The 24,918-nt window shown below is 63.2% G+C and carries 33 protein-coding genes; 26 read left to right on the forward strand and 7 right to left on the reverse strand.

Annotation, left to right across the window (positions count from 1 at the left end):
• Positions 1-8 precede the first annotated feature (8 nt).
• The 21 genes from rpsC to rplQ all read left to right on the forward strand — a co-directional run bounded on the left by rpsC (position 9) and on the right by rplQ (position 10,305).
• On the forward strand, positions 9-707 hold the full coding sequence (rpsC, locus tag HSDC_RS11710; protein WP_064700139.1) for a 30S ribosomal protein S3: 699 nt from the start codon (positions 9-11) through the stop codon (positions 705-707).
• 15 nt (positions 708-722) lie between these two features.
• Positions 723-1,136 (forward strand): 50S ribosomal protein L16, encoded by a 414-nt coding sequence (gene rplP, locus HSDC_RS11715; protein WP_013330999.1) that lies wholly within the window; start codon positions 723-725, stop codon positions 1,134-1,136.
• On the forward strand, positions 1,136-1,327 hold the full coding sequence (gene rpmC, locus HSDC_RS11720) for a 50S ribosomal protein L29 (RefSeq protein WP_013331000.1): 192 nt from the start codon (positions 1,136-1,138) through the stop codon (positions 1,325-1,327). The genes rplP and rpmC overlap by 1 nt, the downstream gene beginning before the upstream one ends.
• A gap of 1 nt (position 1,328) precedes the next feature.
• Positions 1,329-1,589: a 30S ribosomal protein S17 gene (gene rpsQ / locus HSDC_RS11725; RefSeq protein WP_064700140.1), complete on the forward strand. Its 261-nt coding sequence runs from the start codon at positions 1,329-1,331 to the stop codon at positions 1,587-1,589.
• 52 nt (positions 1,590-1,641) lie between these two features.
• Complete coding sequence (gene rplN, locus HSDC_RS11730; protein ID WP_064700141.1) at positions 1,642-2,013, forward strand: 50S ribosomal protein L14; 372 nt, start codon at positions 1,642-1,644, stop codon at positions 2,011-2,013.
• A 14-nt stretch (positions 2,014-2,027) separates the two neighbouring features.
• Complete coding sequence (gene rplX, locus HSDC_RS11735) at positions 2,028-2,345, forward strand: 50S ribosomal protein L24 (RefSeq protein WP_064700142.1); 318 nt, start codon at positions 2,028-2,030, stop codon at positions 2,343-2,345.
• A gap of 18 nt (positions 2,346-2,363) precedes the next feature.
• Complete coding sequence (gene rplE / locus HSDC_RS11740) at positions 2,364-2,903, forward strand: 50S ribosomal protein L5 (RefSeq protein ID WP_013331004.1); 540 nt, start codon at positions 2,364-2,366, stop codon at positions 2,901-2,903.
• 10 nt (positions 2,904-2,913) lie between these two features.
• Positions 2,914-3,219 (forward strand): 30S ribosomal protein S14, encoded by a 306-nt coding sequence (gene rpsN / locus HSDC_RS11745; protein WP_013331005.1) that lies wholly within the window; start codon positions 2,914-2,916, stop codon positions 3,217-3,219.
• 32 nt (positions 3,220-3,251) lie between these two features.
• Positions 3,252-3,644 carry a 30S ribosomal protein S8 gene (gene rpsH / locus HSDC_RS11750; RefSeq protein ID WP_064700143.1) on the forward strand — a complete coding sequence of 131 codons (393 nt, stop codon included), beginning with the start codon at positions 3,252-3,254 and terminating at the stop codon, positions 3,642-3,644.
• 9 nt (positions 3,645-3,653) lie between these two features.
• Positions 3,654-4,184 (forward strand): 50S ribosomal protein L6, encoded by a 531-nt coding sequence (gene rplF, locus HSDC_RS11755; protein ID WP_064700144.1) that lies wholly within the window; start codon positions 3,654-3,656, stop codon positions 4,182-4,184.
• A 9-nt stretch (positions 4,185-4,193) separates the two neighbouring features.
• Positions 4,194-4,544 (forward strand): 50S ribosomal protein L18, encoded by a 351-nt coding sequence (gene rplR, locus HSDC_RS11760; protein WP_064700145.1) that lies wholly within the window; start codon positions 4,194-4,196, stop codon positions 4,542-4,544.
• An 11-nt stretch (positions 4,545-4,555) separates the two neighbouring features.
• Entirely contained in the window at positions 4,556-5,056 is a 501-nt protein-coding gene (rpsE, locus tag HSDC_RS11765; protein WP_064700146.1) for a 30S ribosomal protein S5, read from the forward strand.
• Between the two features lie 5 nt (positions 5,057-5,061).
• Positions 5,062-5,244 (forward strand): 50S ribosomal protein L30, encoded by a 183-nt coding sequence (gene rpmD, locus HSDC_RS11770; protein WP_013331010.1) that lies wholly within the window; start codon positions 5,062-5,064, stop codon positions 5,242-5,244.
• Between the two features lie 3 nt (positions 5,245-5,247).
• Positions 5,248-5,682 (forward strand): 50S ribosomal protein L15, encoded by a 435-nt coding sequence (rplO, locus tag HSDC_RS11775; RefSeq protein ID WP_064700147.1) that lies wholly within the window; start codon positions 5,248-5,250, stop codon positions 5,680-5,682.
• Positions 5,683-7,014, forward strand: a complete 1,332-nt coding sequence (secY, locus tag HSDC_RS11780) for a preprotein translocase subunit SecY (protein ID WP_064700148.1) — start codon at positions 5,683-5,685, stop codon at positions 7,012-7,014. It abuts the gene before it with no gap.
• 52 nt (positions 7,015-7,066) lie between these two features.
• The gene (rpmJ, locus tag HSDC_RS11785) at positions 7,067-7,180 is read left to right on the forward strand and encodes a 50S ribosomal protein L36 (RefSeq protein ID WP_008959154.1); all 114 of its coding nucleotides are present in this window, start codon (positions 7,067-7,069) and stop codon (positions 7,178-7,180) included.
• Positions 7,181-7,387: 207 nt separating this feature from the next.
• Entirely contained in the window at positions 7,388-7,744 is a 357-nt protein-coding gene (rpsM, locus tag HSDC_RS11790; RefSeq protein WP_064700149.1) for a 30S ribosomal protein S13, read from the forward strand.
• A gap of 39 nt (positions 7,745-7,783) precedes the next feature.
• Positions 7,784-8,170 (forward strand): 30S ribosomal protein S11, encoded by a 387-nt coding sequence (rpsK, locus tag HSDC_RS11795; protein ID WP_013331014.1) that lies wholly within the window; start codon positions 7,784-7,786, stop codon positions 8,168-8,170.
• 12 nt (positions 8,171-8,182) lie between these two features.
• On the forward strand, positions 8,183-8,803 hold the full coding sequence (gene rpsD, locus HSDC_RS11800) for a 30S ribosomal protein S4 (RefSeq protein WP_064700150.1): 621 nt from the start codon (positions 8,183-8,185) through the stop codon (positions 8,801-8,803).
• Between the two features lie 80 nt (positions 8,804-8,883).
• Positions 8,884-9,882, forward strand: coding sequence for a DNA-directed RNA polymerase subunit alpha (locus HSDC_RS11805; RefSeq protein ID WP_064700151.1), 999 nt, complete (start codon positions 8,884-8,886; stop codon positions 9,880-9,882).
• A gap of 39 nt (positions 9,883-9,921) precedes the next feature.
• Complete coding sequence (rplQ, locus tag HSDC_RS11810) at positions 9,922-10,305, forward strand: 50S ribosomal protein L17 (protein WP_013331017.1); 384 nt, start codon at positions 9,922-9,924, stop codon at positions 10,303-10,305.
• A gap of 240 nt (positions 10,306-10,545) precedes the next feature.
• Here the strand turns inward: rplQ and uvrA are convergent, their stop codons facing one another.
• The gene (gene uvrA / locus HSDC_RS11815; RefSeq protein ID WP_064700152.1) at positions 10,546-13,407 is read right to left on the reverse strand and encodes an excinuclease ABC subunit UvrA; all 2,862 of its coding nucleotides are present in this window, start codon (positions 13,405-13,407) and stop codon (positions 10,546-10,548) included.
• Between the two features lie 158 nt (positions 13,408-13,565).
• On the opposite strand from uvrA, the gene HSDC_RS11820 reads away from it, so the two are divergent.
• On the forward strand, positions 13,566-14,960 hold the full coding sequence (locus tag HSDC_RS11820) for an MFS transporter (RefSeq protein WP_064700153.1): 1,395 nt from the start codon (positions 13,566-13,568) through the stop codon (positions 14,958-14,960).
• Positions 14,961-15,054: 94 nt separating this feature from the next.
• Entirely contained in the window at positions 15,055-15,663 is a 609-nt protein-coding gene (gene ssb, locus HSDC_RS11825) for a single-stranded DNA-binding protein (protein ID WP_064700154.1), read from the forward strand.
• 95 nt (positions 15,664-15,758) lie between these two features.
• Here the strand turns inward: ssb and HSDC_RS11830 are convergent, their stop codons facing one another.
• On the reverse strand, positions 15,759-16,838 hold the full coding sequence (locus tag HSDC_RS11830; RefSeq protein WP_137055288.1) for an arylamine N-acetyltransferase family protein: 1,080 nt from the start codon (positions 16,836-16,838) through the stop codon (positions 15,759-15,761).
• Between the two features lie 433 nt (positions 16,839-17,271).
• Here HSDC_RS11830 and HSDC_RS11835 point away from each other — a divergent pair, with 433 nt between their 5' ends.
• Both HSDC_RS11835 and HSDC_RS11840 read left to right on the forward strand, forming a co-directional pair.
• Positions 17,272-18,165 carry a sugar nucleotide-binding protein gene (locus tag HSDC_RS11835; protein ID WP_064700155.1) on the forward strand — a complete coding sequence of 298 codons (894 nt, stop codon included), beginning with the start codon at positions 17,272-17,274 and terminating at the stop codon, positions 18,163-18,165.
• Positions 18,162-18,926 carry a lysophospholipid acyltransferase family protein gene (locus HSDC_RS11840; protein WP_064700156.1) on the forward strand — a complete coding sequence of 255 codons (765 nt, stop codon included), beginning with the start codon at positions 18,162-18,164 and terminating at the stop codon, positions 18,924-18,926. Before HSDC_RS11835 ends, HSDC_RS11840 begins: the two co-directional genes overlap by 4 nt.
• Before the next feature lie 122 nt (positions 18,927-19,048).
• Here HSDC_RS11840 and fabB read toward each other — a convergent pair whose 3' ends face one another.
• From fabB to HSDC_RS11865, 5 genes are all read right to left on the reverse strand, one after another.
• Entirely contained in the window at positions 19,049-20,263 is a 1,215-nt protein-coding gene (gene fabB / locus HSDC_RS11845) for a beta-ketoacyl-ACP synthase I (protein ID WP_064700157.1), read from the reverse strand.
• 13 nt (positions 20,264-20,276) lie between these two features.
• Positions 20,277-20,792 carry a 3-hydroxyacyl-[acyl-carrier-protein] dehydratase FabA gene (gene fabA, locus HSDC_RS11850; RefSeq protein ID WP_064700158.1) on the reverse strand — a complete coding sequence of 172 codons (516 nt, stop codon included), beginning with the start codon at positions 20,790-20,792 and terminating at the stop codon, positions 20,277-20,279.
• Positions 20,793-21,021: 229 nt separating this feature from the next.
• Positions 21,022-22,434: a deoxyribodipyrimidine photo-lyase gene (phrB, locus tag HSDC_RS11855; RefSeq protein WP_064700159.1), complete on the reverse strand. Its 1,413-nt coding sequence runs from the start codon at positions 22,432-22,434 to the stop codon at positions 21,022-21,024.
• 46 nt (positions 22,435-22,480) lie between these two features.
• Positions 22,481-23,416 carry a MerR family transcriptional regulator gene (locus HSDC_RS11860; RefSeq protein WP_064700160.1) on the reverse strand — a complete coding sequence of 312 codons (936 nt, stop codon included), beginning with the start codon at positions 23,414-23,416 and terminating at the stop codon, positions 22,481-22,483.
• 83 nt (positions 23,417-23,499) lie between these two features.
• Positions 23,500-23,868, reverse strand: coding sequence for a sirohydrochlorin chelatase (locus HSDC_RS11865; protein ID WP_064700161.1), 369 nt, complete (start codon positions 23,866-23,868; stop codon positions 23,500-23,502).
• Between the two features lie 116 nt (positions 23,869-23,984).
• Here HSDC_RS11865 and HSDC_RS11870 point away from each other — a divergent pair, with 116 nt between their 5' ends.
• On the forward strand, positions 23,985-24,893 hold the full coding sequence (locus HSDC_RS11870) for a TIGR01777 family oxidoreductase (protein ID WP_064700162.1): 909 nt from the start codon (positions 23,985-23,987) through the stop codon (positions 24,891-24,893).
• Positions 24,894-24,918 lie beyond the last annotated feature (25 nt).

The raw sequence follows: 24,918 nt of genomic DNA on the forward strand, positions 1-24,918 counted from the left end.
TCGACCAGATGGGTCAGAAAGTCAATCCGACAGGCATCCGCCTGGGTATCGTCAAGGACCATACCTCGGTCTGGTATGCCGAGCGCGGCGCCTATGCCGACAAGCTGAACAACGATCTCGAGGTGCGTCGTTTCCTCGAGGAGCGCCTGAAGAACGCCTCGGTAAGCAACATCATCATCGAGCGTCCGGCCAACAACGCCCGTATCACCATCCATACCGCACGTCCGGGTATCGTGATCGGCAAGAAGGGCGAGGATGTCGACAAGCTTCGCCGTGATCTTGCTCAGATGATGGGCGTGCCGGTGCACGTCAACATCGAGGAAGTCCGCAAGCCGGAGCTCGACGCCAAGCTCGTCGCGCAGAACATCGCCGGCCAGCTCGAGCGTCGCGTGATGTTCCGTCGTGCCATGAAGCGTTCCGTCCAGAACGCCATGCGCCTGGGCGCTGGCGGTATCAAGGTGCAGCTCTCCGGCCGCCTCGGCGGTGCGGAAATCGCCCGTACCGAGTGGTACCGCGAGGGTCGCGTGCCGCTGCATACCCTGCGTGCGGACATCGACTTCGCCACCTACGAAGCCAAGACCACCTACGGCATCATCGGTGTCAAGGTCTGGATCTTCAAAGGTGAAATCCTCGGGGGCATCGAGGAGGTCCGCGCCAAGGCCAAGCAGTCTCAAGGCGCGCCCTCCAAGAAGAAAGGTTCCAGGTAAGGGGAGAGCGAATCGATGTTACAACCCAAGCGTCTCAAGTTCCGCAAGGTGCAGAAGGGCCGTAATCGCGGCCTCGCGCATCGCGGCAACAAGGTAAGCTTCGGCGAGTATGGCCTCAAGGCCACTGGTCGTGGCCGTGTCACCGCCCGTCAGATCGAGGCCGGTCGTCGTGCCATCACGCGTCACGTCAAGCGTGGCGGCAAGATCTGGATCCGGGTCTTCCCCGACAAGCCGATTTCCAAGAAGCCGTTGGAAGTCCGCATGGGTAAGGGTAAGGGCTCTGTCGAGTACTGGGTCGCACAGATCCAGCCCGGCCGTGTCCTGTACGAGATCGAAGGCGTATCCGAGGAGCTGGCTCGCGAGGCGTTCAGCCTGGCCGCACAGAAGTTCCCGGTCTCCACCACCTTTGTGAAACGGACGGTGATGTGATGAAAGCCCAGGAAATTCGCGAGAAGTCAGCAGAACAGCTCCAGGAGCAGCTCTTCGAACTCCTCCGTGAGCAGTTCAACCTGCGCATGCAGAAGGCCACCGGCCAGCTGAGCCAGACTCATCTGCTCAAGCAGGTTCGTCGGGATATTGCCCGTGTGAAGACTGTGCTCAACGAGAAGGCAGGTGTCTGAGATGGCCGAAGCAAAGAAAGCCCGTACGCTCACCGGCAAGGTGGTGAGCGACAAGATGGACAAGTCCATCGTCGTCATGATCGAGCGTCGTGAGCGCCACCCGATCTATGGCAAGTATGTCAAGCGCTCCACCAAGCTGCACGCCCACGACGCGACCAACCAGGCCAAGGCCGGTGACACGGTGTCCATCGAGGAGTGCCGTCCGCTGTCCAAGAAGAAAGCTTGGACGCTGGTCGAAGTCGTCGAACAGGCCAAGGGTTGATCGGCTAACGCCAGTCAAGCCTGCGCAGTCAGATTAGGTTTGGAGAAAACCGATGATTCAGACTCAGACAATGCTGGATGTCGCCGACAACAGCGGGGCGCGCCGGGTGCAGTGCATCAAGGTGCTCGGCGGTTCCCACCGCCGTTATGCCCGCGTGGGTGACATCATCAAGGTCACGGTGAAAGAAGCTATCCCGCGTGGCAGGGTCAAGAAAGGCCAGGTCCTCAAGGCGGTAGTGGTTCGCACCCGTAGTGGCGTCCGTCGTAATGACGGCTCGCTGATTCGCTTCGATGGAAATGCGGCGGTTTTGTTGAACAACATCAACGAACAGCCGGTTGGTACCCGGATCTTTGGGCCGGTGACCCGTGAACTTCGCAACGAGAAGTTCATGAAGATCATTTCCTTGGCGCCTGAAGTGCTGTAAGGAGCGAGGCGGATATGCAAAAGATCAAACGTGACGACGAAGTGATCGTCATCGCCGGCAAGGACAAGGGCAAGCGTGGCACGGTCAAGCGCGTCCTCAAGGACGAGCGTTATGTCGTGTCCGGTGTGAACATGATCAAGCGTCACACCAAGCCCAACCCCATGGCGGGTAATCAGGGCGGTATCGTCGAGCGCGAGGCTCCGATTCACGCGTCCAACGTTGCCATCTTCAACCAGGAGACCGGTAAAGCGGATCGCGTCGGCTTCCAGGTTCAGGAAGACGGTACCAAGGTACGTATCTACAAGTCGACGCAAGCGCAGATCGACGCTTAACGCGAGTCGGGTAGCAAAATGGCGAACTTGAAAGAACGTTATCAAAACGAGGTGGCGGCTCAGCTGCAAGAGCAGTTCAGCTACGCCAACGTGATGCAGGTGCCCCGGATCACCAAGGTGACTCTGAACATGGGCATCGGCGACGCGATCAGCGACAAGAAGCTGATCGACAACGCCATCGGCGACCTGGAGAAGCTGTCCGGTCAGAAGCCGCTGGTAACCAAGGCACGCAAGTCCATCGCGGGCTTCAAGGTGCGTGAAGGCTGGCCGATCGGGATCAAGGTGACTCTGCGTCGTGAGCGCATGTGGGACTTCCTCGATCGCCTGGTGAATATCGCGATCCCCCGCGTTCGTGACTTCCGTGGTCTCAACCCGAAGTCCTTCGACGGTCGTGGCAATTACTCCATGGGGGTGCGTGAGCAGATCATCTTCCCGGAGATCGAATATGATAAGATCGACCGGATCCGTGGTCTGGATGTCACCATTACCACCACCGCCAACACTGATGAAGAAGGTCGTGCGCTGCTCGGCGCGCTGAACTTCCCGTTCAAGAAATAAGGGTGGGATCATGGCAAAGAAAAGCATGGTAGAGCGTGAAGCGAAGCGCGCCAAGCTGGTGGAGAAGTTCTCCGCCAAGCGCGCCGAGCTCAAGGCGATTATCCAGGACGTGAACGCTTCCGACGAAGAGCGCTTCGACGCACAGCTCAAGTTGCAGCAGCTGCCGCGTGACTCCAGCCCGGTTCGCCAGCGCAATCGCTGCCGCGTCACCGGTCGTCCGCACGGCTACTACAACAAGTTCGGTCTTGGCCGCAACAAGCTGCGTGAAGCCGCCATGCGTGGCGACGTGCCCGGACTCAAGAAGTCCAGCTGGTAACGCCACGTAGAATCATCAGGAGCGCAACGTAAATGAGCATGCAAGACACTCTGGCGGATATGTTCACCCGTATCCGCAATGCGCAGATGGCCACCAAGGAGACGGTTTCCATGCCGTCCTCCAAGCTCAAGGTCGAGGTGGCCCGCGTGCTGAAGGAAGAAGGTTACGTCACTGACTATGACGTCAGCGGCTCGGTCAAGCCTGAGCTGAACGTGACACTCAAGTACTTCGAAGGCAAGCCGGTCATCGAGCATCTGCAGCGGGTCTCCAAGCCGTCTCTGCGCAGCTACAAGGGCAAGGATTCCCTGCCCAAGGTTGCCGATGGCCTGGGTATCGCGATCGTCACCACCTCCCAGGGGGTGATGACCGACCGCGCGGCTCGTCAGGCTGGTGTCGGTGGTGAAGTCATCTGCACCGTATTCTAGGAGTTTGGAATGTCCCGCGTAGCCAAATATCCGGTTAAACTGCCCAGCGGCGTCGAGATCAAGCTCGATGGCGACCAGCTGTCCGTGAAGGGAGGCCAGGGCTCGCTGTCCATGGCCGTGCATCCCGACGTGGCAATCGGCCAGGAAGAGGGTCAGCTGACTTTCCAGCCGAGCGAGTCCGCCAAGAGCTGGGCGATGGTCGGCACTACTCGTGCCCTGGTTCAGAACCTGGTCACGGGTGTGTCCGAGGGCTTCACCCGGACCCTCGAAATCAACGGCGTCGGTTATCGTGCACAAGCGAAAGGCCAGACGCTCAACCTGACACTGGGCTTCTCCCACCCGGTCGACTATGAACTGCCTGAAGGTGTCACGGCTGAAACGCCGAAGAACACCACTATCGTGCTGAAGAGCGCGGACAAGCAGAAGCTCGGCCAGGTTGCCGCGGAAATCCGCGCCTTCCGTCCGCCCGAGCCCTACAAGGGCAAGGGTATTCGGTATGGCGACGAGCAGATCCGTCGCAAAGAAGCCAAGAAGAAGTAAGGCAGGGTTATGAACGCGAAGAAAGAATCTCGTCTCCGTCGTGCCCGCCGCGCTCGTGCCAAGATCCGCGAGCTGGGCGTGCATCGCCTGTGCGTCAATCGTACCCCGCGCCACATCTACGCGCAGATCATCTCGCCGGATGGTGGAAAGGTCCTGGCCAGTGCTTCGACGCTGGACAAGACGCTGCGCGAGGGAGCGACCGGCAATGTCGACGCCGCCAGCAAGGTCGGCGAAATGATTGCCGAGCGCGCCAAGCAGGCTGGCATCACCCAAGTGGCTTTCGATCGCGCCGGTTTCAAGTACCACGGCCGCGTCAAGGCCCTGGCCGACGCCGCTCGTGAAGGCGGCCTGGAATTCTAAAGGGTTTTACGATGGCGAAGAACGAACAGCAAAACGGCGATCTGCAGGAAAAGCTCGTGCAGGTCAACCGTGTCGCCAAGGTGGTCAAGGGTGGCCGAATCTTCGGCTTCACCGCCCTGACTGTCGTCGGCGACGGTAACGGTCGTGTCGGCTTCGGTCGCGGCAAGGCTCGCGAGGTCCCGGTGGCGATCCAGAAAGCCATGGACCAAGCGCGTCGCAACATGGTCAAGGTCAACCTGTCCGGCAGCACGCTGCAGTATTCCGTCAAGGCCCGTCACGGCGCCTCCAAGGTCTACATGCAGCCGGCTTCCGAAGGTACCGGGATCATCGCTGGCGGCGCCATGCGTTCCGTGCTCGAGCTGGCCGGCGTCCACGACGTCCTGGCCAAGTGCTACGGCTCAACCAACCCGGTGAACGTGGTGCGAGCGACCGTCAATGGTCTGACTGCCCAACGGTCGCCGGAAGACGTGGCCGCCAAGCGCGGTCTGTCAGTCGAAGCGATCACGGGGTAAGGACCATGTCAGCAACGATTAAGGTTACCCAGACCCGCAGTACCATCGGCGTGTTGGCCAAGCACAAGGCCACCATGAAGGGCCTCGGCCTGCGTCGCATCGGTCATACGGTCGAACTGGAAGACACCCCTGCCGTGCGCGGCATGATCCACAAGGTCAACTACCTTGTGCGTGTTGAGGGAGAGTAATCCATGAAACTCAATAGCCTGAGCCCGGCACCGGGCTCCAAGCACGCCGATAAGCGCGTCGGCCGTGGCATGGGTTCCGGTCTGGGCAAGACCGGTGGCCGTGGCCACAAGGGTCTCAAGTCGCGTAGTGGCGGTAGCGTGAAGCCCGGCTTCGAGGGCGGCCAGATGCCGCTGCAGCGTCGTCTGCCGAAGTTCGGTTTCACTTCCGCCAAGGCGCTGGCTTCCGAGGAAGTCCGCCTGGCCGAACTGGCCCGGGTCGAAGGTGGCGAAGTCACCCTCGACACCCTCAAGCAAGCCAACGTGCTCAAGGATGCCACGCGGTATGCCAAGGTGATCCTTTCCGGCGAACTGAACAAGGCGGTTACCGTCCGCGGCCTCAAGGTCACCAAGGGTGCCCGCGCCGCGATCGAAGCCGCCGGCGGCAAGGTAGAGGACTAAATGGCCAAGTCAGGAAACATGCCGGCGATGGGCAGCGGTCTGAGTGAACTGTGGGCGCGTCTGCGCTTCGTGCTCCTCGCCATCGTGGTCTACCGTATCGGTGCCCACATCCCCGTTCCCGGTATCAATCCTGACCAGCTTGCTGCCTTGTTCAGGGAGCAGCAGGGCACCATCCTGGGCATGTTCAACATGTTCTCGGGCGGTGCCCTGGAACGCATGAGTATCCTCGCCCTGGGCATCATGCCCTATATCTCGGCGTCGATTATCATGCAGCTGCTGACCGCGGTCTCGCCCCAGCTCGAGCAGTTGAAGAAGGAAGGCGAGGCCGGCCGCCGCAAGATCAGCCAGTACACGCGCTACGGCACCGTGCTCCTGGCGCTCATTCAGGCTACCGGCATGTCGGTAGGCCTGGCGAGCCAGGGGATCGCCTATACGGCCGATTTCAGTTTCTATTTCACCGCTATCGTGACCTTTGTGTGCGGGGCGGTGTTCCTGATGTGGCTGGGTGAGCAGATCACCGAGAAGGGCATCGGCAACGGTATTTCGCTGCTGATCTTCTCGGGGATCGTCGCCGGGTTGCCGGGTGCCGTGGGACAGGCCTTCGAGCTGGCCCGCAATGAAGGCGCCTGGAACGTGCTGCCGCTGTTGGCCCTGTCCGCGCTGGGCATCGCCACCGTGGCCTTCGTGGTGTTCATCGAGCGAGGCCAGCGCCGCCTCACGGTGAATTACCCACGTCGTCAGGTCGGCAACAAGATGTATGCTGGTCAGAGCAGCTATCTACCGCTGAAGGTCAACATGGCGGGTGTGATTCCGGCGATCTTCGCCTCGAGCATCCTGCTGTTCCCGGCATCGCTGGGACAGTGGATCGGTGCCGGGGATGGCATGGAGTGGTTGCAGCGGGCATCCCAGGCACTGGGGCCCGGTCAGCCGCTTTACATCTTGCTTTTCGCGGCGGCGGTGGTATTCTTCTGCTTCTTTTACACAGCGCTGGTCTTCAACCCCAAGGATGTTGCCGACAATCTCAAGAAGTCGGGAGCTTTCCTGCCGGGTATCCGTCCCGGCGAGCAGACCGCTCGCTACGTCGACAAGGTCATGACGCGTCTGACCTTGTTTGGTGCTCTCTACATCACTGCGGTTTCCCTGATGCCCCAGTTCCTGATCGTGGCCTGGAACGTGCCGTTCTTCTTTGGCGGTACGTCGCTGTTGATCGTGGTAGTGGTCATCATGGACTTCATGGCCCAGGTGCAATCGCACCTCATGTCGCATCAATATGAGTCAGTGATGAAGAAGTCGAACCTGAAAGGCTACGGCAGCGGCGGCATCATGCGCTGAAGGCGCCGCCGATCGATTTGGGCGGCCGAGAGCCGAATTTGGAGAAAGAACGATGAAAGTTCGAGCTTCCGTGAAGAAAATGTGCCGTAACTGCAAGATCATTCGTCGCAATGGCGCCGTGCGCGTCATCTGCAGCGAGCCGCGGCACAAGCAGCGCCAGGGCTGAAAGCCCTGGGTTGTGATGAACCGGGTGCCGGCATGCCCCTTGCCCTTTGGTAGGGAAAGGGGTATGCTGTTGCGCCTTTTGTAGATGATCAAACGAGCAAGCCGCTCAGAAAATACCGAGTGAATCGGTGAGCGGCGCGAAGCGCAGCACTGCGGTTCGCCCCGTCAAGCCGTTCAAGCGGTTTTTCGTAAACTTCGGAGTAAGCTGATGGCCCGTATAGCAGGCGTCAATATCCCGGACAACAAGCATGCGGCGATCTCGCTGACCTATATCTTCGGGATTGGCCGTACACGCGCTCAGGAAATCTGTGTCGCGGCCGGCATTGCACCGACCACCAAGGTTCAGGACCTGTCCTCTGAGGAAGTGGACACCCTGCGTACCGAGGTCGGCAAGTATACCGTTGAAGGCGATCTTCGTCGTGATGTGACGCTGAACATCAAGCGTCTCATGGACCTGGGTTGCTATCGTGGTCTGCGTCATCGTCGTGGTCTTCCGCTGAACGGTCAGCGTACCAAGACCAATGCGCGTACCCGCAAGGGCCCGCGCAAGCCGATCCGCAAATAACACGCACGTTCTGGCGTAACGACAGGAATAGACATCAACATGGCTAACCCGCGTAGCAACCGTAAAAAGGTTAAAAAGCAGGTAGTGGATGCGGTCGCGCATATCCACGCCTCTTTTAACAACACGATCATTACGATCACAGACCGCCAGGGCAATGCGCTCTCTTGGGCGACTGCCGGTGGTTCGGGTTTTCGTGGTTCTCGCAAGAGCACCCCGTTCGCTGCTCAAGTGGCAAGTGAACGTGCAGCGACCGCTGCAGCCGAGTATGGTGTGAAAAACGTCGACGTGCTGGTCAAAGGCCCCGGTCCGGGTCGTGAATCCGCCGTGCGTGCACTCAATGCCGCCGGCTTCCGCGTGCAAAGCATCACCGACGCGACGCCCATTCCCCACAATGGCTGCCGTCCGCCGAAGAAACGCCGCGTTTAAGGAGACAGATTCATGGCTCGTTACATTGGACCGAAGTGCAAACTGTCTCGTCGTGAAGGCACCGACCTCTTTCTGAAGAGCGGTGTCACTCCCTTCGAGAAGAAGTGCAAATCCGAGCAGATCCCGGGTGTGCACGGCCAGCGTCGTCAGCGTATTTCCGACTACGGCTTGCAGCTTCGCGAGAAGCAGAAAGTACGTCGCATGTACGGCGTGCTCGAGAAGCAGTTCCGCAACTACTACAAGGAAGCGGCCCGTCTGAAGGGCGCGACCGGTGAGCTGTTGCTGCAACTGCTCGAATCCCGACTGGACAACGTCGTCTACCGCATGGGCTTCGGCTCCACGCGTTCCGAGGCGCGTCAGCTGGTCAGCCACAAGGCGATCGCCGTCAATGGCAAGACCGTCAACGTGGCGTCTTACCAGGTCAAGCCGGGGGACGTGGTCTCCGTTCGCGAGAAGGCCAAGAACCAGGCCCGCATCCAGAATGCCCTGGGCATCGCCGCCAACCGTGGTGACGTGGCCTGGGTCGAGACCGATGCCAAGAAGATGGAAGGCACTTTCAAGGCTCTGCCTGAACGCGGTGACCTGTCTGCCGACATCAACGAAAACCTGATCGTCGAGCTGTACTCGAAATAAGCGGCCGGGCCGCGCCGCTTCCCGATGGGGAAGCGGCCCTCAGAACCGAGTATCCGTTTGGCAGCCTGAAAGGTGTTCATATGCAGCGTTCAGTGACAGAGTTTCTCCGTCCTCGCGATATCAAGGTCGAAGAGATCAGCGCACATCACGCGAAGATCGTGCTCGAACCCTTCGAGCGTGGTTTCGGCCACACGCTGGGGAATGCACTGCGTCGCATCCTGCTCTCGTCCATGCCCGGCTGTGCCGTGGTGGAAGCCGAGATTGCCGGTGTCGACCATGAGTACAGCGCGATTGAGGGTGTCCAGGAAGATGTCATCGAGATCCTCCTGAACCTCAAGGACGTGGCGATCAAGATGCATAGCCGCGACGAGGCGGTGCTCTCGCTGAACAAGCAGGGCCCGGCCGTCGTGACAGCGGGTGACATCGCCCTCGACCATGATGTCGAGGTCGTCAATCCCGAGCATGTCATCGCCCACGTCAACGAGGGAGCCGAGCTGAAGATGCAGCTCAAGATCGCGCGTGGCCGTGGCTACGAGCCGGCCGACGTGCGTGGCGACGCCGACGATGAGTCTCGCGCCATCGGCCGCCTGCAGCTGGATGCGACCTTCAGCCCCGTCCGTCGGGTTTCCTACTCCGTCGAAGCGGCGCGTGTCGAACAGCGCACCGACCTCGACAAGCTGATCATCGATCTGGAAACCGACGGTACCCTGGATCCGGAAGAGGCGATCCGTCGCAGCGCTACCATCCTGCAAGAGCAGCTGGCCGCGTTCGTCGACCTGGAAGCCGACAAGGAACAGGAAGTCGAGGAGGAAGAGGATCACATCGATCCGATCCTGCTGCGCCCCGTGGACGATCTCGAGTTGACCGTTCGCAGCGCCAACTGTCTGAAAGCCGAGAATATCTATTACATCGGGGACCTGATCCAGCGCACCGAGGTGGAGCTGCTGAAGACCCCGAACCTCGGCAAGAAGTCGTTGAACGAGATCAAGGACGTGTTGGCCGCCCGCGGTCTGTCCCTCGGCATGCGGCTGGAGAACTGGCCGCCCGCTAGCCTGAAGGACGACAAGGCCTCCGCGTGAGCGTCGACTCGAGTCCCAGTTTGGTAAGGAATCACAACCATGCGTCATCGTAAGAGTGGTCGTCACCTGAATCGTACCAGCTCACATCGTCAGGCCATGTTCAAGAACATGTGCGTGTCGCTGGTCGAGCACGAAGTGATCAAGACAACCCTGCCCAAGGCCAAGGAACTGCGTCGTCATATCGAGCCGCTGATTACTCTGGCCAAGCAGGACAGCGTCGCCAACCGGCGCCTGGCCTTCAGCCGTACCCGTTCCAAGGAAACGGTCGGCAAGCTCTTCAACGAGCTGGGTCCGCGTTATGCCGAGCGTCCGGGCGGTTACGTCCGTGTGCTGAAGTGCGGTTACCGCACCGGCGACAACGCCCCCATGGCCTACGTCGAATTGGTCGACCGTCCGGTCGTCGAGGAAGCCGCCGAGGACTGATCCTCGCGTCGCGCGACTCAAGGCCGATACGAAAACCGGCTCCCGTAGGGAGCCGGTTTTTTTTATGCCCGGTGGCGCCGGAAGCGGGAGGGCGAAGAGCGTCGCTACGCGCCTAAGGAAGAACGCGACTGACGACGCTGGAAGAAGGGAGAACCTCACTTGGCGCCTTTAAGAGGGAAGAAAGCCCTTGACGCCGCAGTGTCTGGACTTACGCCTCTTCCCTCTTCCTGCTTTCTTCTTCTATGCCGTTGTCTCCGGCTGGCCCTTGGGCGCCTTGGCGCGTTCCAGTATCGGCTTGAGGAAGCGGCCGGTGTGCGAGGCTTCCTGCTTGGCGACCTGTTCGGGCGTGCCTTCGGCGATGATGCGCCCGCCGCCGGAGCCGCCTTCGGGGCCGAGATCGATGAGCCAGTCGGCGGTCTTGATCACGTCCAGGTTGTGCTCGATGACCACGATGGTATTGCCGTGGTCGCGCAGGCGGTGCAGTACCGTGAGCAATTGGCGGATGTCCTCGAAGTGCAGGCCGGTGGTCGGCTCGTCGAGGATGTAGAGCGTCTTGCCGGTGTCGCGCTTGGCCAGCTCGCGGGCAAGCTTGACGCGTTGCGCCTCGCCGCCGGACAGGGTGGTGGCGCTCTGGCCGAGGCGGATGTAGGACAGTCCCACGTCCATCAGCGTCTGCAGGCGTCGGGCAATGGCCGGCACCGGCGAGAAGAACTCCAGGGCTTCCTCGACGGTCATCTCGAGCACCTCGTGGATGCTCTTGCCCTTGTAGGCGATCTCGAGGGTCTCGCGGTTATAGCGCTTGCCCTTGCAGACATCGCAGGGCACGTAGATGTCCGGCAGGAAGTGCATTTCCACCTTGATCATGCCCTCGCCCTGGCAGGCTTCGCAGCGGCCGCCCTTGACGTTGAAGGAGAAGCGCCCCGGCTTGTAGCCGCGTGCTCGGGCTTCCTGGGTGCCGGCGAAGAGTTCGCGGATCGGCGTGAAGATACCGGTATAGGTGGCCGGGTTGGAGCGAGGGGTACGACCGATGGGGCTCTGGTCGATGTCGATGACCTTGTCGAGCGCCTCGAGCCCTTCGATGCTCTCGTAGGCAGCGGGGCTCAGCGCGGTCGCGCGGTTGAGCTCGCGGGCGGCGATGGGCATCAGCGTCGAGTTGATCAGCGTCGACTTGCCGGACCCCGAGACGCCTGTCACGCAGACGAAGAGCCCCAGCGGAAGCGTCAGGGTGACATCCTGGAGGTTGTTGCCGGAGGCGCCAGACAGCACGACCTGCTTCTCGGGATTGCCGGGAATTCGCCAGGGCGGTACCTCGATGCGGCGTTGCCTGGCCAGGTACTGGCCGGTCAGCGAGTCTGGTGTTGCCATGATGTCGTCGGGCGTGCCCTGGGCGACGATACGGCCGCCATGCACGCCGGCCCCGGGGCCGATGTCGAGCACATGGTCGGCGGCGCGAATGGCGTCTTCGTCGTGTTCGACCACGATGACGGTGTTGCCCAGGTCGCGCAGGCGTTCCAGCGTCTTGAGCAGACGGTCGTTGTCGCGCTGGTGCAGGCCGATGGAGGGCTCGTCGAGGATGTACATGACCCCCACCAGGCCGGCGCCGATCTGGCTGGCCAGGCGGATGCGTTGAGCCTCGCCGCCGGAAAGCGTCTCGGCACTGCGCTCCAGATTGAGGTAGTCGAGCCCCACGTTGACGAGGAATTCCAGCCGTGCCCGGATCTCGTTGAGGATCTTCTCGGCGATCTCGCCGCGTCGCCCGGGCAGCGAGAGCCCCTGGAAGTAGCGCAGCGACTCCCCGATCGGCAGGCCCACCACCTCCGGCAGGGTGCGCTCGTCGATGTAGACGTGACGGGACTCCTTGCGCAGACGACTGCCCTGGCAGGCGGGACAGGCCTGGGTCGAGATGTAGCGGGAGAGCTCCTCACGCACCGCGCTGGATTCGGTTTCCCGGTAACGGCGCTGCATGTTGGGCAGCACGCCCTCGAAGGGATGCTCGCGGGTCACCTTGCGGCCGCGGTCATTGACGTAGCTGAACGCGATGTCTTCGCTGCCGCTGCCGTGGAGGACGATGTCGCGTTCGTGGCGAGCCAGATCCTGCCAGGGCGTCTCGAGGGTGAAGCGATAATGATCGGCCACTGCCTGGAGTTGATTGAAGTAGTAGACGCTGCGGCGGTCCCAGCCCTTGATCACGCCCTCGGCCAGCGACAGCTCGGGATGGCTGATCAGCTTGTCCGGCGCGAAGAACTGCTGGACGCCGAGGCCGTCGCAGGTTGAGCAGGCGCCGGCCGGATTGTTGAAGGAGAACATCCGGGGCTCGAGTTCGGCGATGGAATAGCCGCACACCGGACAGGCGAAGCGCGACGAGAAGGCGATATCCTCGGCCTCGCCGTCCATGAAATGCACCACGGCCGTGCCGTCGGCGAGTCCCAGCGCCGTCTCGAAGGATTCGGCCAGGCGTTGTGCCAGACCATCGCGAACCTTGATGCGGTCGACCACCACGCTGATGTCGTGCTTCTTGTTCTTGTCCAGCGGGGCGATGTCGTCGAGTTCGAGTACCTGGCCATCGACCATGGCGCGGACGAAGCCCTGGGCGCGCAACTCGGCGAGCAGCTGCAGGTGTTCTCCCTTGCGACCACTGACCACCGGGGCCAGCAGCATCAGCTTGCTGCCTTCGGGCAGGGCCATGACCTGGTCGACCATCTGCGAGATGGTCTGGGCTTCGAGATCCTCGCCGTGCTCGGGGCAGCGCGGCGTGCCGGCGCGGGCGTAGAGCAGACGCAGGTAGTCGTAGATCTCGGTGATGGTGCCGACGGTGGAGCGAGGATTGTGGGACGTGGACTTCTGCTCGATGGAGATCGCCGGCGACAGACCTTCGATGTGGTCGACATCCGGCTTTTCCATCATCGACAGGAACTGGCGGGCATAGGTGGAGAGCGATTCCACATAGCGGCGCTGGCCTTCCGCATAAAGCGTGTCGAAGGCCAGCGAGGACTTGCCCGAACCGGACAGGCCGGTGACCACGATCAACTTGTCCCGCGGCAGCTCGACGTCGATCTGCTGGAGGTTGTGGGTGCGTGCACCCCTGACCAGAATCTTGTCCATTCCCACCTCTGCGAGACGCGGCAAAAGCTCGATTATACGTGGCCGCTCGTGGCCCCGGCAAAGCCCCGGCGCGCTTCGGCTTTCCCCGGGTGGTGACGAACCGCTAGAATATGCGGTCCATTCAAGGGCGCCAGCCCGTTTACGGAAACGCGATTCCTATGCGAAAGGTCTCTGGACTGCTGTTGGCTTCCGAGCGTCGTGCCATCGCCGGCCTGGCCGGGCTCTACGCCTCGAGGATGCTGGGGTTGTTCATGGTGTTGCCGGTGCTGGCTCTGCACGCCGAGGATCTGAGCGGAGCAACGCCGCTGCTGGTCGGCCTGGCACTGGGCATCTATGGCCTGACCCAGGCTGCCCTGCAGATCCCGTTCGGGCTGGTCTCGGATCGCATCGGCCGCAAGCCGGTCATCGCCTGCGGTCTCTTGCTGTTCATGGTCGGCAGCGTGGTGGCGGCTCAGGCCGACAGCATCGGCGGCATCATCATCGGTCGCTGTCTGCAAGGCAGCGGTGCCGTGGCAGCGGCGATCATGGCCCTGCTCGCCGACCAGACCCGTGAACAGGTGCGTACCGCGGCCATGGCCACCATCGGGCTGTCGATCGGTGTGGCCTTCGCCGTGGCCATGGTACTGGGGCCGCTGGTGGCAACCCGATTCGGGCTGCCGGGCATCTTCTGGTTCACCGCTGGACTCTCGGCAGTGGGACTGGCCGTACTGTGGAAGCTGGTGCCACCGGCACCTCGACGTAGCCGCCATCGCGACGTGGGGCTGGACCGCGGCCAGCTTTCCAGCATCCTGGGGCGAATCGACTTGTGGCGCATGGATGCCTCGATCTTTTCGCTGCACCTCATCCTGATGGCGATCTTCGTTGCCGTGCCGTTCCGCCTGGTCGATGCCGGGATCGAAAGTGCGCAGCATGGCTGGGTGTACCTCGGCATCATGGCGGTGGCCTTCGTTGCCATGGTGCCGCTGGTGATCGTGGCCGAGAAACGTCGCCGGATGAAGACCATGTGCCTGGGGGCCATCGTCGCGATCACCCTGAGCCTGATCGGCCTGGCCGGATTCGCCGAGGGATTGCGTGGACTGATGGTATGGTTGTTGGTCTTCTTCACGGCGTTCAATCTGCTCGAGGCGACCTTGCCGTCGATGCTCAGCAAGCTGGCCCCGGCCGGTGCCAAGGGCACGGCCATGGGACTCTATTCCACCAGCCAGTTTCTGGGCGCCTTCCTCGGTGGTGTGCTGGGGGGCTGGTTGTCTCAGCAGTGGGGGCTTTCCGCAGTATTTGCGGGATGTGCCATGCTGGGAGGGGGCTGGCTGATGCTGATGATCGGCATGACACCGCCACGCCATCTCTCCAGCGAGGTGGTGGCGCTGGATGAACGGCATCGTGACGATGCCCTGGACACCCTGATGGCGAAGTTCGCCGATGTAGCCGGGGTCGAGGACGTGCTGGTGGTCCCCGAGGAGCGGCTGGCCTACCTCAAGGTCGACCGTCAACGCCTCGACGAGAAGGCGTTGGCGGAGCTGGTCGCCAAGGGCGGGAAGCAGGACGGTGCTTGAACCCACCGGGTCGTGAGACCCTGACATGATGGCGGCGCCGGTGCGCCGGCGCCAAGGAATCCGCAGCACTACGTATTCGATTAAGGAGTCAACCATGGCCCGTGGCGTCAACAAGGTCATACTCATCGGCAACCTCGGGCAAGACCCGGAAGTGCGCTTCACGCCCTCCGGTACCGCGGTGGCCAACCTCAACCTGGCAACCACCGATACCTGGACCGACCGTCAGAGCGGTCAGCGCCAGGAGCGCACCGAGTGGCACCGGGTGGTGATGTTCAACAAGCTGGCCGAGATTTCCCAGCAGTACCTGCGCAAGGGCTCCAAGGTGTACATCGAGGGGCGCCTGCAGACCCGCAAGTGGCAGGACCAGAACGGCCAGGATCGCTACAGCACCGAGATCGTCGCCAACGACATGCAGATGCTCGACTCGCGCGGTGGCGACATGGGCGGTGCCCCGCAGGGGGGCTTCGGTGGTGGCCAGCCCCAGCAGCAACAGCAGGGTGGTTTCGGTGGCCAGCCTCAACCGGGAGGCTTCGGCGGCCAGCCGCAGCAGGGTGGCGGCTATGGCGGTGGTCAGCCGCAGCAGCGTCCCCAGCCGCAACCGGCCCCTGCGCCGGCCCCCGCTCAGGGCGGCCAGCAGGGTGGCAACTACGGCGCCCCCGATCCGGGCAGCTTCGACGACTTCGACGACGAAATCCCGTTCTGAGTCGTTCGCCAGGTCTTGTGAAACGCCCCGCGGTGACGGGGTGTTTTACTGTCTGGGGGATCTTTTCGCTCTCTCATCCAACCCGTCGGCGTCACTCAAGTCTCGGCAAGGCGTTCGAGCAGTGGCCGCCAGTCGGGACTGACGGCCAGGCCGAAGGCCTCACGCAGGGCGCGCTCCAGGCCATCGGCATCCAGCAGGGTGCGCGTCTGCTGACCCTCGATCGTGCGCACGGTGAGCCGGCAATCCGCCAGGCTGTAGCGTGCCTCCGGGGTGCTGAGCGCCACCGTCAGGTGATGTCGGAAATGCGACTCGGGGTAAGTGGCGGTGTACCAGTTGGGCAGCTCATAATCGATGTCGAGCTGCGGTGTCGGTGACAGCTCGTAGAGCGCGTGCCAGCGGTCATCGATCCGCACCTGCAGCCGCCAGCCATCGCCGAAGGGCATGACCCGGTAAAGGCCATGAGGCGTCGGCTGCGGCGCACTGGAGGTCATGTCGAGCGGTGTCGTGGGCATGTTGCCGCCAAAGCCGACGTCGACCAGCCAGGGGGTACCATCCAGCCAGACACGTAGCGCCATATGGGTCGGTAGCCCGGGGGCGCTGCCTGCCGGTGCTTGCCAGAGCACGCGCGCGATCAGGCCGTCGACCTTGAAGCCGAGCGCCTCCAGAGCGCGCTTGAACAGTTTGTTGTGCTCGAAGCAGTAGCCGCCGCGCCGGCCGTCGATCAGCTTGGCATCGAGATGCTCGGGCGTCAGGTCGATGGTCTTGCCGAGCAGGACATCGAGATTCTCGAAGGCGATGGCGGCCGGATGGTGTTCCTGTAGTGCCGCGAGCGTTCGGAAACTTGCCTCCCTGGGCCCCCGGTAGCCGATTCGCGTGCAGTAGGCATCCAGATCGATGCTGGGAGCAGGGGCGCCATCGAGGGCCGAGACGGCGCGGGAGACGGCGAGCGGCGCGGGGGCTTCGATGAGCGCGGTGCGTGCGTCGAGTCGTTCTCGGGCGCGGTGGCGTTCGGCGGGCGATGTATCAGGTGCGTAGAGGCCGAGCTCGAATTCGGTACCGTCGCAAGGCGAGGTCGATGCCATGGCACTTGTCGCGATGCCGAGTTCGGCCAGTTCGTCGCGCAGTGCCTCCAGAGTCTGGGGCGCATAGCCCAGCAGCAGGATACGTTGCGTCATGCCACGACCTCCGTATCGTGCGGGGTGCAGCGCGCCTCGCGCAGCGTTCGCCCCCACCAGACGAGCTTGAGCGGCTGTGACATCTGGCGTGTCTCCTTGGTCATTGGTTGTGAGGACACGTCAGTTTATAGGGCCTCAAGTATAGTTGAGGTCAAGGCCAGGTTCTGGCGTCGACCAGTACCTTGAAACCGCCCCGGAGCATGCGCTGGGCATCGGAGGGCAATGTGGCGAAATCGATGTCTGCCATGGCCTTGGCATTGACGGCGTCACGCGAGCGCTCGGCAAATCGACAATGAAGGGTCACTGTCGTCGAGGTAGTAGCCGCGCATGCCTGGCAGTTCGTGTAAAATGCGGGGCCTTGGATCGCCAATGCGCTGATCGCCAGGGCGCGTGGCGCGACGTGGGTCGCCCCATGACCGAGTAAGGAGCCGCCGTGAAGCTGCTGATACTGGATGCCGGTCACTGTCTGAGCCTGGCGCTGGCCCGGGAGAGTAACCGGCGTAGCGATGTCGAACTGGTCATTGAGCCCGGGTTGGAACTGTCGCTCGAGCGCCTCGATGAGGTCGTTCCCGATGCGCTGATCATTCCGCCGCTGTCACATCCGATCAATGCCGACCCGGCCTCGGTGACGGCACATGCCGAAGCGGTGGAAGCCTGCATGCGGGCTTGCCGCGAACGCGACGTCCCGTTGGTCTGGTGTGTCTCCGACCAGCTCTATGAAGAGGGGCTCGAGGGACCCATCGACGAGCACGTGATCCCCGAGCCGCGAGATGACGGCCTGAGGCGCCTGGTGCGCACGGGAGATCGTATTCGCGCCGAACTGCCTCGCCACCTGATCGTGCGACTCGGGCCACTCTTTGCCCTGGAAGGCAGTCATGCCTGGCTCGGCGAATTGCTCGATAGCCTGATGGAAGGCGATGAACTGCGTGCCGCGTCAGATGTGATCTTCTGCCCGACGTCCTCCGATGCCGTGGCCATGGCGCTGATCGGCATGTTGCAGCAACAACATTGCGGCGCCGATGCCTGGGGCAGCTATCACCTGGCCGGGACGGAGCCGGTCAGTGCCTATACCTTCATCTCGATGGTTCGCACCCAACTGGCTACCCGTCTCGAAGGGCGGGGCGAGTCGATCGAGCTGGGCAACGTCAAGGCGCTGAACCATCACCACGATCAGCCACTGCGCCGGGTGCTCAACTGCCGTCGTGTGCTGGAGGCCTTCGGCGTGCACCAGAAGCCCTGGCGGCTCGAGGTAGGCCGAATGCTGGACCTCTGGTGCCTGGCGCGGGACGAGGATGGCGACACGAAAGAGGAGCCCGGGAAGGCATGAACGTGATTCGCAGCACGGTTTTCTATCTTGGCTATTTCCTGGCCATGCTCATCTGCGGCGTGTTGTTTCTGCCGCCTTCGCCCTTCCTGCCGCTGGCGGGTCGCTATCGCCTGCTCAACCTCTATAACCATTTCATCATCGCCTGGTTCCGCCTGGTGTGCGGCGTACGCTACGAGGTGCGTGGCCGGGAGAACCTGCCCGAGGGGCCTTGTGTCCTGCTGGCCAATCATCAGTGCGAGTGGGAAACGGTCTACCTGCAGTTGCTCAAGCCACCGGTCTGCACGGTGCTCAAGAAGGAACTGCTCAATATCCCGATCTTCGGTTGGGGGCTGCGTCTGCTGCATCCCATTGCGCTGGATCGCTCCAAGCCTGCCCGCGCCATGAAGCAGGTGCTGACTCAGGGCAAGCAGCGTCTCGAGGAAGGGCTTTCGGTGCTGATCTTTCCGGAGGGTACCCGTGTCGAGCCGGGGCAACGGCGACGCTACAACAAGAGCGGGGCGGTGATCGCCTGCCGTGCCGGCATGCCGGTGGTGCCCGTGGCCCACAATGCCGGAGAGCGCTGGCCGGGGCGTCACTGGGTCAAGCGCCCGGGACGTCTAACGGTGGTGGTCGGCGAGCCCATCGAGACCGTCGGGCGCAGTGCGGAAGAAGTGCTGGCCGAAACCGAGGCCTGGATCGAGGCACAGCTCGCCGAGATCTCCGAGGTGCCGAGACCGCACGACGCGCGCCAGGCGGCCGACGGCGAAGCCCAGCCAGGCTGATGGCGTTAGGGGTGGCAGCGGGCAGGTAGCCCGGCGAGGCATGCCAGGCCCGAAACGAAAGAAGGGCGCCCAAGGGCGCCCTTCTTTATTTGCCATGTTTATTTACCATGGTGTACCGCGCGTCAGTCGCGATATCGCTGCAATACCAGGCAGGCGTTGGTGCCGCCGAACCCGAAGCTGTTGGATAGCACGCGTTCGACGGGCGTATCGCGACGCTCGGTGACGATATCGAAGCCTGCCGCCTGCTCGTCGAGGTTTTCCACGTTGGCCGAGGCGGCAATGAAATCGTTCTCCATCATCAGCAGCGAGTAGATCGTTTCCTGCACCCCGGTCGCGCCCAGCGAGTGGCCGGTCAACGACTTGGTGGAACTCATCGCCGGCGTGCTGTCTCCGAAGACTTCACGCACGGCCTTGAGCTCGGCGACATCGCCCACTGGCGTGGATGTGCCATGGGTGTTGATGTAGTCGATGTTGCCGTCCACCGAGGCCAACGCCTGGCGCATGCAGCGTATCGCGCCCTCCCCGGAGGGGGCGACCATGTCATGGCCGTCGGACGTCGCGCCGTAGCCGACGAGCTCGGCATAGATCTTGGCGCCACGTGCCTTGGCATGCTCGAGTTCCTCGAGAACCAGCATGCCGCCGCCGCCGGCGATGACGAAGCCGTCACGGGCCTGATCATAGGGGCGTGAGGCCAGTTCGGGAGACTCGTTGTACTGGGTAGACAGCGCCCCCATGGCATCGAACAAGCAGGACAGCGTCCAGTGCTCCTCCTCGCCGCCGCCGGCGAAGACTACATCCTGCTTGCCGAGCTGGATCTGCTCCATGGCGTTGCCGATACAGTGTGCCGAGGTGGCGCAGGCCGAGGAGATCGAGTAGTTGACGCCCTTGATCTGGAAGGGCGTAGCCAGGCAGGCGGAGACGGTGCTACCCATGGTGCGGGTGACACGATAGGGGCCGACGCGGCGCAGTCCCTTCTCGCGCATGACATCGGCAGCCTCCACCTGGTTGGCGCTGGAAGCGCCGCCGGAGCCGGCGATCAGGCCGGTCCGCTCGTTGGAGACCTGGTCCGGGGCGAGTCCCGAGTCTTCGATGGCCTGGGCCATGGAAACATAGGCATAGGCGGCCGCGTCGCCCATGAAGCGTCGCAGCTTGCGATCGACCAGTGTCTCCAGGTCGATATCGACGACGCCGGCAACCTGGCTGCGGAAGCCACGTTCGGCGTAGTCGTCCTTGAAACGAATGCCTGATCGCCCCTGGCGTAGTGCCTCGAGGACTTGTTGTGCGTCGTTGCCCAGGCAGGACACGATGCCCAGACCGGTGACTACCACTCGTCGCATGGGAGCCTCCTGTTCAGAAATTCGCGGTGGAGGTGAACAGGCCGACACGAAGATCGTTGGCCTGATAGATGTCGCGGCCATCGACGGAGACGGTGCCGTCGGCCATGCCGAGGATCAGGCGCCGCGTGATGATGCGCTTGATATTGATATGGTAGGTGACCTTGCGGGCCTCGGGCAGGATCTGACCGGTGAACTTGACCTCTCCGCAGCCTAGCGCACGTCCTCGACCGGGATGACCCAGCCAACCGAGATAGAAACCGACAAGCTGCCACATGGCATCGAGGCCGAGACAGCCCGGCATCACGGGGTCGCCGGGGAAGTGGCAGTCGAAGAACCAAAGGTCCGGGTGGATATCCAGCTCGGCGATCAGTTCGCCCTTGCCGTGTTCGCCACCCTCTTCATGGATGTGCGTGATGCGATCGAGCATCAGCATGTTGGGGGCCGGCAATTGAGCGTTGCCGGGGCCGAACAACTCGCCACGGCTGCATGCCAGCAGTGCTTCGCGATCAAAGGAATGTTGCTTGGTCACTGAATCGTTCCGAGAGTCGAGATTACTGTATGCCGTTTTACGGCATGCGACCGCCAGGCGGCACCGCCTAGTCTACTGTTCGCGTTCGTCGAATGCACGCCGAGCGGGCATCGAGCCGAGCACTCGCCCTTGTCTTGACAGACGGGAAGACGGGGCTCGGTAACGACACCATGCCATCGCGTGGCCGGGAGTGTTCGGATCAGGCCGTCTTGGCTGGCGTGGTTCGGGCTCAAGGCGTCAGCCCCTTGAAGGCCTCGAGCGCCCTGGCGCGAGCGGTGCGATGATCGACGATCGGGGCCGGGTAGTCTCTGGTCACGCGCTGTTCGGGGGAGGGGGCATGCCGGTCCTTGGCGGGCAGGTCGGCCAGTTCCGGTACCCAGTTGGCGATGAAGCGTCCGTCGGGATCGAAGCGACGAGACTGGGTAGTAGGGTTGAAGATCCGGAAATAGGGCACGGCATCGGTACCGGTGGAGGCCGCCCATTGCCAGCCGCCGTTGTTGGCAGCGAACTCGCCATCGACCAGGTGTTCCATGAAGAAGGCTTCCCCCTTGCGCCAGTCGATGAGCAGGTGCTTGGCGAGAAACATGGCGGTCACCATGCGCAGTCGGTTGTGCATCCAGCCGGTGGCACATAGCTGGCGCATGGCGGCATCGACCAGCGGGTAACCGGTGCGGCCCTCCTGCCAGGCCTGCAAGCCGGGGGCGTCGTCCCGCCACGGCAGTGCCTCGGTGGGCGACTGGAAAGCGCGATGGCGGCATACCTCGGGAAAGCCGACCGCCACGTGCTGATAGAACTCTCGCCAGATCAACTCGCTGACCCAGGTGGTCAAGCCGAGGTCGCCTTCGGCGAGTCCCCCGCCGTTCTCGGCGAGCACCGCCTGCAGGCACTGGCGGTGCGATATCATGCCCAATGCCAGATAAGGGGAGAGCGCGCTGGTGCCGGGTTCGGCCGGAAAGTCCCGCTGTTCGGCGTAGTGTCGGGCGCGGAAGCGCAAGAAACGCGCCAGGCGGTCGGCGGCGGCATCTTCCCCGGCGGGCCAGTCCTCCGGGGCGGCCGGTGCTTGATCGAGTGTCGGGGGCTCGGGCGCCGGGTCGCTGTCGATGGAGCGGCAGGTCTGAGCCCCGGGGGCGTTGCGTAGTGCCAGGCGTTCGGGCGTGATCTGCCGGTGCCAGGCCTTGGCGAAGGGCGTGAAGATGCCATAGAAGTTCCCCTTGCCGGTGCGCAGTTCCCCCGGAGCAAAGGCCACCCCGTCATGGTGACCGACGGCGGTGAGCCCGGCCTCCTCGAAAGCGGATACGACGCGGGCATCACGCCGGCGTTCGTTGAGCGGATACTCGCGGTTGAAGTGCAGGCGACGGGCGCCGCTCTCGCGGGCGAGCGCCAGTAGGGCATCGGGCGCGGCGTCGAAGCTGTCGATGTCACGATGCAGCAGGGGAATGCCCAGCCCGTGGAGGATGTCTCGCAAGGCGAGGACGCCACGATGCCAGAAGTCCAGCTTGTTGGCGCCGTGGCCATGCTGGCGCCACTGGGCGGTGCTGCGCAGGAAGACGGCCACCACAGGGCCCTCCGCTGCCGCGGCGGCCAGGGCGGTGTTGTCGTGTACGCGGAGGTCGCTGCGAAACCACATCAGATTGGGGGACATGGTGCTCCCGGTTTCGGTGGAAGGCATGGCCAAGAACGGTTGTCGGTCATCTCTGGTCTCGGTCGGAAGCGGTCTCGGCCAGCAGGGCATTCAGATGCGAGGCCGCGGCCGGGAGGTCATCGCCGAGGGCGGCGACGCGGGTATCTTCGAGATCAGCGGCACGAATGCGCGCGACCGGACCGCACAGGGCCAGGGGGACGCCCAGTTGGTCGGCGAGCCGGGGCAACTGGCGTTTCACCAGGTCGGGTTTCTCGGCCTTGCCACTGGTCAGCAGCAGGGCATCGGCGCCGAGTCGCTCGACTGCCAGCGTCAACTCCTGGGGCGATAATGGCGCGTCCAGCAGTTGGACGCGATGGCCTTGCTCGCTGAGCAGCAGGGCTGCCAGCAGGCTCCACAAGGGGCCGTCGGTCTCGGGGAGTGGGGCAATCAGAACCCGGAGCGGCCCGGCCTGCGGGTTGGCGTGGTAAAGGCGGGTGCCGATGCGCGTGCGCAGGAAGGCCTCCAGGGCGCGACGTTGCAGTGCGGCGCCCAGCCGGTCGTCCCAGCGCTCCTCCAGGTGGTTGATGACCGGCTGCCAGAGTTTCTCGATGCAGACGTGTGCCGGGTAGAGTGCCAGGACCTGGTTGAAGAGATCGTCCAGTCGCACGGCGTCCAGGGCCTCGATGGCGGTGATCAACTGCTGGCGCTGACTCGCCCAGTCATCGACGCCGGGACGGGCGCTCGCCGGGGCGTCGGGCTGTTCGAGCAGTTCTCTCACCTGGCTGACCGGGACGCCTCGGTGCAGCCATTGCAAGATGCGTTCGACGCGCTCGATGTCTTCACGGGCATAGAGCCGATGTCCCTTGGGGGTGCGATGGGGTCGCAACAGGCCATAGCGGCGCTCCCAGGCCCGCAGGGTGACCGAGTTGACACCGGTCAGGCGCGAGACTTCGCGAATCGGATAACGGGGCGTGTCGCCTGGGGGATTCGCCTTGTCGCTCATGCGGGCCTCATGCTGTTGTCATTGATGTCATGCGCATTCCACGATTGTTGTACAGGATGGCCCGGATGTACAAGCCGACGGCTTCACTCCCCGGCGCGTTCCGCAATGACCGCGGCGAGCGCCTCGATGAAGTCGGGGTGCTCGCCCACCGGGGGCAGCAGTGTCAGGGAAATGTCGGGGTGACGGGCGCCGAGAGCCTCCACCTGGGCAGGCACGTCCTTGCGGAGGTGGCGGCCTGCGGCAAAGAACAGCGGGAGGATCTCGGCCCGCTCGATGCCGGCATCGGCCAGCTCGGCAACGGTGGATTCCAGCGAGGGGGCGCAGAGTTCCATGTAGGCCAGGCGCAAGGGCGTGGCGAGTCGCTCGTCGAGGGCTTGGTAGACCCGCTCGAAGGGCTCCCGCCAGCGTGGATCGCTCGAGCCGTGGGCCATCAGAATCAGGGCCTTGTGCATGATGGGGCCTCCTGCGGGGCATTGTGTCGATGACGATGCAAGTGTCGCCGTGTGTCAACTAGACTAACAAAGGTGTACAAAGGCTGTATAACACACCGCCATGCAAGGAGAGAGCCATGCGCGTTTTGATCACTGGCGGTAGCGGCTTCGTGGGGCAGGCGCTCTGTCCGTTGCTGAAGGAAAACGGCCATCGGCCGATGGTCGTGTCGCGCACCCCCGAACGTGTGCGCGAGCGCTTGCCGAAGGGCACCGATATCCGCCGGTCGGCGCTCGATTTCGTCGACACCCCGCCGGATGCCATTGTCAATCTGGCAGGCGAACCCATCGCGGCGCGGCGTTGGAGCGATACCCAGAAAGAGCGTCTGATCGACTCCCGAGTCAATGCCACTCACGATCTGGTCACCCTGTGCGAACAGTTGTCGCACACCGGCACCGCGCCCCGGGTGATGGTGTCGGGCTCGGCCATGGGTTTCTATGGCGATCAGGGTGAACGGGAGGTCGACGAAGACACGCCGCCCCATGATGAATTTGCGCACCGCCTATGTCGGCGCTGGGAGGAAGCCGCCCAGGACGTGACGGGGTACGGAACCCGACTGGCCATCCTGCGAATCGGACTGGTGCTCGACCAGGGCGGCGGTACCCTGCAGCGCATGTTGCCACCGTTCCGCCTCGGGCTGGGAGGCCGCTTCGGTGATGGTCGACAGTTCATGCCCTGGGTTCACCGTCAGGATCTGGTGCGGATGATCCTCTTTCTGCTCGAGCACGAAGCGCACGAGGGCGCGTTCAATGGCAGTGCTCCGCAGCCGGTGACCAATGCCGAGTTCACGCGTGAGCTGGCGAAACGGCTCAAGCGGCCGGCGCGCTTGCCAGTGCCGGCCTGGTTGCTGGAAGGCGTGTTCGGCGAGATGTCCCGGCTGTTGCTGACCGGTGCCGACATGCGGCCCCGGCGCCTCGAGCAGGCGGGGTTCACTTTCCGGTTTCCGACGCTTGCCGAGGCGCTGGACGACATCATCGGACGAGGATGAGCGTGGAGGCGGCCATGGCGGAAGC

Origin of the sequence: Halomonas caseinilytica (assembly GCF_001662285.1) — a bacterium.
GTDB lineage: Bacteria > Pseudomonadota > Gammaproteobacteria > Pseudomonadales > Halomonadaceae > Halomonas > Halomonas caseinilytica.

Bases quoted from the DNA above. Each gene is read 5' to 3' on its own strand.
- rpsC (WP_064700139.1), top strand. From the start codon at position 9: ATGGGTCAGAAAGTCAATCCGACAGGCATCCGCCTGGGTATCGTCAAG.
- rplP (WP_013330999.1), top strand. From the start codon at position 723: ATGTTACAACCCAAGCGTCTCAAGTTCCGCAAGGTGCAGAAGGGCCGT.
- rpmC (WP_013331000.1), top strand. From the start codon at position 1,136: ATGAAAGCCCAGGAAATTCGCGAGAAGTCAGCAGAACAGCTCCAGGAG.
- rpsQ (WP_064700140.1), top strand. From the start codon at position 1,329: ATGGCCGAAGCAAAGAAAGCCCGTACGCTCACCGGCAAGGTGGTGAGC.
- rplN (WP_064700141.1), top strand. From the start codon at position 1,642: ATGATTCAGACTCAGACAATGCTGGATGTCGCCGACAACAGCGGGGCG.
- rplX (WP_064700142.1), top strand. From the start codon at position 2,028: ATGCAAAAGATCAAACGTGACGACGAAGTGATCGTCATCGCCGGCAAG.
- rplE (WP_013331004.1), top strand. From the start codon at position 2,364: ATGGCGAACTTGAAAGAACGTTATCAAAACGAGGTGGCGGCTCAGCTG.
- rpsN (WP_013331005.1), top strand. From the start codon at position 2,914: ATGGCAAAGAAAAGCATGGTAGAGCGTGAAGCGAAGCGCGCCAAGCTG.
- rpsH (WP_064700143.1), top strand. From the start codon at position 3,252: ATGAGCATGCAAGACACTCTGGCGGATATGTTCACCCGTATCCGCAAT.
- rplF (WP_064700144.1), top strand. From the start codon at position 3,654: ATGTCCCGCGTAGCCAAATATCCGGTTAAACTGCCCAGCGGCGTCGAG.
- rplR (WP_064700145.1), top strand. From the start codon at position 4,194: ATGAACGCGAAGAAAGAATCTCGTCTCCGTCGTGCCCGCCGCGCTCGT.
- rpsE (WP_064700146.1), top strand. From the start codon at position 4,556: ATGGCGAAGAACGAACAGCAAAACGGCGATCTGCAGGAAAAGCTCGTG.
- rpmD (WP_013331010.1), top strand. From the start codon at position 5,062: ATGTCAGCAACGATTAAGGTTACCCAGACCCGCAGTACCATCGGCGTG.
- rplO (WP_064700147.1), top strand. From the start codon at position 5,248: ATGAAACTCAATAGCCTGAGCCCGGCACCGGGCTCCAAGCACGCCGAT.
- secY (WP_064700148.1), top strand. From the start codon at position 5,683: ATGGCCAAGTCAGGAAACATGCCGGCGATGGGCAGCGGTCTGAGTGAA.
- rpmJ (WP_008959154.1), top strand. From the start codon at position 7,067: ATGAAAGTTCGAGCTTCCGTGAAGAAAATGTGCCGTAACTGCAAGATC.
- rpsM (WP_064700149.1), top strand. From the start codon at position 7,388: ATGGCCCGTATAGCAGGCGTCAATATCCCGGACAACAAGCATGCGGCG.
- rpsK (WP_013331014.1), top strand. From the start codon at position 7,784: ATGGCTAACCCGCGTAGCAACCGTAAAAAGGTTAAAAAGCAGGTAGTG.
- rpsD (WP_064700150.1), top strand. From the start codon at position 8,183: ATGGCTCGTTACATTGGACCGAAGTGCAAACTGTCTCGTCGTGAAGGC.
- HSDC_RS11805 (WP_064700151.1), top strand. From the start codon at position 8,884: ATGCAGCGTTCAGTGACAGAGTTTCTCCGTCCTCGCGATATCAAGGTC.
- rplQ (WP_013331017.1), top strand. From the start codon at position 9,922: ATGCGTCATCGTAAGAGTGGTCGTCACCTGAATCGTACCAGCTCACAT.
- uvrA (WP_064700152.1), bottom strand. From the start codon at position 13,407: ATGGACAAGATTCTGGTCAGGGGTGCACGCACCCACAACCTCCAGCAG.
- HSDC_RS11820 (WP_064700153.1), top strand. From the start codon at position 13,566: ATGCGAAAGGTCTCTGGACTGCTGTTGGCTTCCGAGCGTCGTGCCATC.
- ssb (WP_064700154.1), top strand. From the start codon at position 15,055: ATGGCCCGTGGCGTCAACAAGGTCATACTCATCGGCAACCTCGGGCAA.
- HSDC_RS11830 (WP_137055288.1), bottom strand. From the start codon at position 16,838: ATGACGCAACGTATCCTGCTGCTGGGCTATGCGCCCCAGACTCTGGAG.
- HSDC_RS11840 (WP_064700156.1), top strand. From the start codon at position 18,162: ATGAACGTGATTCGCAGCACGGTTTTCTATCTTGGCTATTTCCTGGCC.
- fabB (WP_064700157.1), bottom strand. From the start codon at position 20,263: ATGCGACGAGTGGTAGTCACCGGTCTGGGCATCGTGTCCTGCCTGGGC.
- phrB (WP_064700159.1), bottom strand. From the start codon at position 22,434: ATGTCCCCCAATCTGATGTGGTTTCGCAGCGACCTCCGCGTACACGAC.
- HSDC_RS11860 (WP_064700160.1), bottom strand. From the start codon at position 23,416: ATGAGCGACAAGGCGAATCCCCCAGGCGACACGCCCCGTTATCCGATT.
- HSDC_RS11865 (WP_064700161.1), bottom strand. From the start codon at position 23,868: ATGCACAAGGCCCTGATTCTGATGGCCCACGGCTCGAGCGATCCACGC.
- HSDC_RS11870 (WP_064700162.1), top strand. From the start codon at position 23,985: ATGCGCGTTTTGATCACTGGCGGTAGCGGCTTCGTGGGGCAGGCGCTC.